Source organism: Brevundimonas sp. (genome assembly GCF_013823285.1).
Lineage (GTDB): Bacteria > Pseudomonadota > Alphaproteobacteria > Caulobacterales > Caulobacteraceae > Brevundimonas.
The window spans coordinates 1-4,825 of the sequence record NZ_PNLV01000145.1 but is presented as its reverse complement, the minus strand read 5'-3'; the positions used below and the strand labels follow the sequence as shown (position 1 = coordinate 4,825).

Below are 4,825 nucleotides of genomic sequence, written 5' to 3'. Positions count from 1 at the left end.
CGTGCTTGTCGACGCCCTCGATGGGCGCCTCGCCCGCCGCATAGACGTCGGCCACCAGCACGGTGTCGGCGTCGGAGAAACAGGTGGAGAAGTCCTCCATCAGGTCGCGCAGGCGGGTGAAGCGGTGCGGCTGGACCACGGCGATCACCTTGCCGCCGGCGGCAGTGTCCACCACCTGACGCGCGGCCTTCAGCACCGCAGCGATCTCGACCGGGTGGTGGCCGTAGTCGTCCACGATGCGCACCCCGTCCACGATGCCGGTGGTGGTGAAGCGCCGCTTGACCCCGCCGAAGCCGGCCAGGCCCTTGCGGATGGCGTCGTCGTCCACCCCCAGCTCGCGGGCCACGGCGATGGCGGCCAGGGCGTTGGAGACATTGTGCCAGCCCGCCATGGGCAGGTGCAGGCCGCTGATGCGGATGGGCTCCTCCAGCGCGGCGAGGCCGGCGCCCTGGATCACCACGTCGAAGCGGGCGCCGTCGGGGCCCATCTCGCAGTGCTCGGCCCGCACCATGGCCTGGGGGTTCACGCCGTAGGTGATGAGGCGGCGGTTATCGATGGTGGCAACCAGCCGCTGCACCTCGGGATGGTCCAGGCAGACCACGCCGAAGCCGTAGAAGGGGATGTTCTCGATGAAATCCACGAAGGCCCGGCGCACGGCGTCGAAGTCGCCGTAGTGATCCAGATGCTCCGGGTCGATGTTGGTGACGATGGCCACGGTGGATTTCAGGCGCAGGAAGCTGCCGTCGCTCTCGTCGGCCTCCACCACGATCCAGTCGCCGTCGCCGACCTTGGCGTTGGTGCCATAGGCGTTGATGATGCCGCCGTTGACCACCGTGGGGTCCAGATCGCCGGCGTCCAGCAGGGCCGCGATCATGGAGGTGGTGGTGGTCTTGCCGTGGGTGCCGCCCACCGCGATGGAGAATTGCAGCCGCATCAGCTCGGCCAGCATCTCGGCCCGGCGGACCAGGGGGATGCGGCGCTGGCGGGCCACGACCATCTCGGGATTGTCGGCCTTCACGGCGGTGGAATAGACCACCGCCGAGACGCCCTCGCCCACATGGGCGGCGTCGTGGCCGATGAACACGCGGGCGCCCAGAGCCTCCAGCCGTTCGGTGTTGGCGCTGGCCTTGGCGTCGGAGCCCTGCACCAGATAGCCGATCTTGAGCATGATCTCGGCGATGCCGCTCATGCCGATGCCGCCGATGCCGACGAAGTGGACGGGGCCGAGATGGAAGGGGACGGGTCTGAGGCGCGCGATCATCACAGGGCTATAGCCGCCGCAATCCCGCCTGCGAAGGGCCAAGGCGCTTTGCCTGTGGTTCCGCGCGCTGCTAGGCGAAAAGCATGCTCGCCATCCTTCTCGCCGCCGCCCTTCAGACCACCGCGCCGCAGCCGGACGACCATGACCTGGTCCTCAGCAGCGTTGGACGGTTCGCCGTCTTCGCCGACCGCACCAGTCTGGAGCGCGACGGCGAGATGGTGACAATCCGGGCGCTTCAGGTGGTGGAGCCGGGCTTCGAGGCGGGCGGGCGGGCCTATGCGGGCGGCTGGTCCAACTGGCGGTTCGACTGCGCCGCGCGCACGGGCGACCGGCTGGACTTCGCCTCCCTGGCCGAGGACGGGACCGAGGGCCCGGCCACGCCGGATTCCACGCCCCCCGCGCCGGTCAGCCCCGGCGGCGACATGGGCGACCTGTTCGACATCGCCTGCGCCGGTGCGCGGAGCGAGGCCGAAACGGTGACGTCCGTCACCGCGGCAGTCAGCCGGGGCCGCGCGCTTCTGGCAGAGCTGGATGGCCCTGGGCCGACGGACTGACCTCCTCGGCGGCGAAGCGTTCGCGCGGCAGGGCCTGCGGGCACTCGTCACGCATGAAGGCCATCAGCTTCTCGCGCACCTCGCAGCGCAGGTCGAAGGCGGAACCGGCGTTCCTTGCGCTCATCAGGGTGCGGACCTGAAGGGTGCGCTCTGTGATGTCGGTGACCTGCAGGGCGATCACGTCGTGGTCCCAGTGGGGCGACGCCCTGACGATGGCCTCGAAGGCGGCGCGCAGCCGGTCGATGGGCGCGGCGTAGTCCACGAAGAAGAAGGCCGAGCCGATCAGGCGCGAGCTGTCGCGGGTCCAGTTCTGGAACGGGGTGGTGATGAAATAGGTCAGGGGCAGCACCATGCGCCGCCAGTCCCACAGCCGCACCACCACATAGGTGGAGGTGATCTCCTCGATGTTGCCGAACTCGCCCTCGACAATCACGGCGTCGTCAATGCGGATCGGCTGGGCCGTGGCGATCTGGACGCCGGCGATCAGATTGGTGAGGAACGGCTGTAGGGCCAGGCCCGCGATGATGCCCACCACGCCGGCCGACGCCAGCAGGGACAGGCCCCAGTTGCGCACCTCGGGGATGGTCAGCAGGGCCAGGGCGAGGGCGATGACCGCGATCAGGACCGCCGCCACCCGCTGCAGGATGCGCGTCTGGGTGATGTGCTTCCTGGCGACCAGATTGTCCTCCGCCTCCATGTTGAAGCGGCGCAGATAGACCGCCGACCACATGTCCATGGCCCCTATGGCCATCCAGCCCATCACGAGAATGAAGGCGAACAGGAGGGTGCGGCGGATGAACTCGCTGGTGGCGGGGTCCAGTGGCGAGATGGTGATGGCCAGGGCGAAGGCGATGATCAGCACCGCCAGCCGCACCTTGAACCGCGCCCGCGCCACCACCCCGCGCCAGAACAGGTCGCGCTTGCGCACCGCGAAGGTGAGGATGCGGAAGACGATGCTGTTGGCCATAAGCCCCGCCGCCACCGTGACCAGGATCACGATGCCGATGACGGCCCATTCCGGCAGCCAGTCGAACTGGCGCCACAGGGCGAACACCTCACGGGTCAGATTGCGGATCGGTTCGGGCATTGCGGAATAGTTCATGGCGTCCGTTCCCGTTCCCTGCTCAGCCCGCTGCGGTGCGCTCCACCACGTCCGCCAGGCGATTGACCGCGTCGGGCATGGCCACCGAGCGGGCGGCGCCGGCGCGCGCGGCCAGACCGGACGCATTGGACAGCAAGGACTGAACCGCCGCCGTCAGGCTGTCCACCGTCAGGTCGTCCTCGGTGATGACCCAGGCGGCGCCCGCATCGGCCAGCAGCTTCGCGTTCGCCCGCTGATGGTCGTCGGTGGCGATCTTGAGCGGGATCAGGATCGACGGCAGGCCGGCGACGGCGAGCTCGGACACGGTGGAGGCCCCCGCACGGCCGATCACCAGATGGGCGCCCGAGAGGCGGGCGCTCATGTCGCGGAAGAAGGGCGCCACCTCGGCGGCGATCCCGGACTCCAGATAGATCTGCTGCGCGGCCTCCAGCGACTCGGCGCGGGTCTGCTGCTCCACCTTCAGACGGGCGCGCAGGGTCTCGGGCAAGGCGGCCAGGGCGCGGGGGACAGTCTCGGACAGGATGCGGGCGCCCTGGCTGCCGCCCGTGACCAGCACCCGGATGCGGTAGTCGGGCGCCACATAGGCGCGGTCGTGAAGGGCGCGGATGTCGGCGCGGACGGGGATGCCGACCACCTCGACCGGCGCGCGGACCTTTTCGGGCGTCCGCTCCAGCATCGGGAAGGCCGAGGCCACCTGATCCACATAAGGGGCGAGCCAGCGGTTGGTGCGGCCCAGCACGGCGTTCTGTTCGTGGATCAGGGTCGGCCGCTTCTGGCTGATGGCGGCCAGCAAGGCGGGGGCGGAAGGGTAGCCGCCGAAGCCGACGACGACTGCGGGGTCCAGGCGGTCAAAGGCCTTGCGCGCCTGAAGCACGCCCTGGGCGATGGCGCCCGCCGCATTCAGCATGCCCAGGGGCCCGGATCCGGTGGCCGCGTCAAACTCAAGGCGCTCCTCGGCGGGAAAGCTGTGGGCGTACTGCTCGCCGCGCCGGTCGGTGGCCAGGACAACGCGCCAGCCGCGCCTCGCCATCTCGCGGGCCAGGGCCTCGGCGGGGAACATGTGGCCGCCGGTGCCGCCGGCGGCGAGGACGCAGACTCGGGAAGGACTCATCGCGGCAGGATGCGACGGCGGTTGCGCGGCAGCAAGGCGCCCGGTTCATAAGCCCCCGGACGACGGCGGGTCAGGGCCAGCGCAAAGCCCATGGTCAGGCCCATGGCCATCATGGACGAACCGCCATAGCTCACGAACGGCAAGGTCATGCCCTTGGTGGGGATCAGGTTCAGATTGACCGCAATGTTGATGGTGGCCTGCAGTCCGATCAGCAGGAACAGCCCCGCCGCCGCCGTCTGCTGGTACGGGTCCGCCAGCTTCATGGCGCGCGACAGGCCGCGCAGCACGATGAAGGCGTAAAGCCCGATCAGGATCAGCGAGAAGACAAGGCCGAACTCCTCGGCCGCAACCGAATAGATGAAGTCGGTGTGCAGGTCGGGCACGTTGCGCTTCATCACCCCCTCCCCGACCCCGCGGCCCAGCAGGCCGCCTGCCGAGATGGCCTCGGAGGCGCGGTCGATCTGGTAGGTGTCAGCGGCTCCGGGCGACAGGAATTTGGTCACCCGGTCGCGCACGTGGTCGAACACCACATAGACCGCCACAAGGCCGGTCATGAAGATGCCGCCCAGCACCGCCATCCAGCGGATCGGCACCCCCGCCATGAAGAACACAGCCATGAAGGTGGTGGTGATCAGCAGCGTCTGGCCGATGTCAGGCTGGATCACCAGCAGGCCCACGGTCAGCACATAGACGGCGAAGGCGATGGAGACGCCGGGGACGCCCTGCCCCTTCTGCGCCTCGGCGAACATCCAGGCGGCGAAGACGATCAGGCCGGGCTTGGCGAACTCCGACGGCTG

5 protein-coding genes are annotated in these 4,825 nt (G+C 69.2%); 1 reads left to right on the top strand and 4 read right to left on the bottom strand.

Going from position 1 to position 4,825, the window contains the following annotated elements; genetic code table 11:
• Positions 1 to 1,261 (bottom strand): UDP-N-acetylmuramate--L-alanine ligase (gene murC, locus C0461_RS13480; protein WP_292107722.1); only part of this gene is annotated, 1,261 nt, incomplete at its 3' end.
• 83 nt (positions 1,262 to 1,344) lie between these two features.
• Between murC and C0461_RS13475 the strand changes: the two genes are divergently transcribed.
• A complete protein-coding gene (locus tag C0461_RS13475; RefSeq protein ID WP_292107720.1) occupies positions 1,345 to 1,815 on the top strand; it encodes a surface-adhesin E family protein in 471 nt (156 codons plus the stop codon).
• On the opposite strand, the gene C0461_RS13470 is transcribed toward C0461_RS13475, so the two are convergent.
• The 3 genes from C0461_RS13470 to C0461_RS13460 form a co-directional block, all read right to left on the bottom strand.
• Positions 1,760 to 2,917 carry a mechanosensitive ion channel family protein gene (locus tag C0461_RS13470; RefSeq protein ID WP_292107719.1) on the bottom strand — a complete coding sequence of 386 codons (1,158 nt, stop codon included), beginning with the start codon at positions 2,915 to 2,917 and terminating at the stop codon, positions 1,760 to 1,762. The genes C0461_RS13475 and C0461_RS13470 overlap by 56 nt on opposite strands.
• Positions 2,918 to 2,939: 22 nt before the next feature.
• Positions 2,940 to 4,028 carry an undecaprenyldiphospho-muramoylpentapeptide beta-N-acetylglucosaminyltransferase gene (gene murG, locus C0461_RS13465; RefSeq protein WP_292107718.1) on the bottom strand — a complete coding sequence of 363 codons (1,089 nt, stop codon included), beginning with the start codon at positions 4,026 to 4,028 and terminating at the stop codon, positions 2,940 to 2,942.
• On the bottom strand, positions 4,025 to 4,825 hold an 801-nt coding region (locus tag C0461_RS13460), incomplete at its 5' end, for an FtsW/RodA/SpoVE family cell cycle protein (RefSeq protein ID WP_292107716.1). The genes murG and C0461_RS13460, both read right to left, overlap by 4 nt.

What these genes read in the sequence shown, in the direction of transcription:
- C0461_RS13475 (WP_292107720.1), top strand. Translation starts at nt 1,345, where the DNA reads ATGCTCGCCATCCTTCTCGCCGCCGCCCTTCAGACCACCGCGCCGCAG.
- C0461_RS13470 (WP_292107719.1), bottom strand. Translation starts at nt 2,917, where the DNA reads ATGAACTATTCCGCAATGCCCGAACCGATCCGCAATCTGACCCGTGAG.
- murG (WP_292107718.1), bottom strand. Translation starts at nt 4,028, where the DNA reads ATGAGTCCTTCCCGAGTCTGCGTCCTCGCCGCCGGCGGCACCGGCGGC.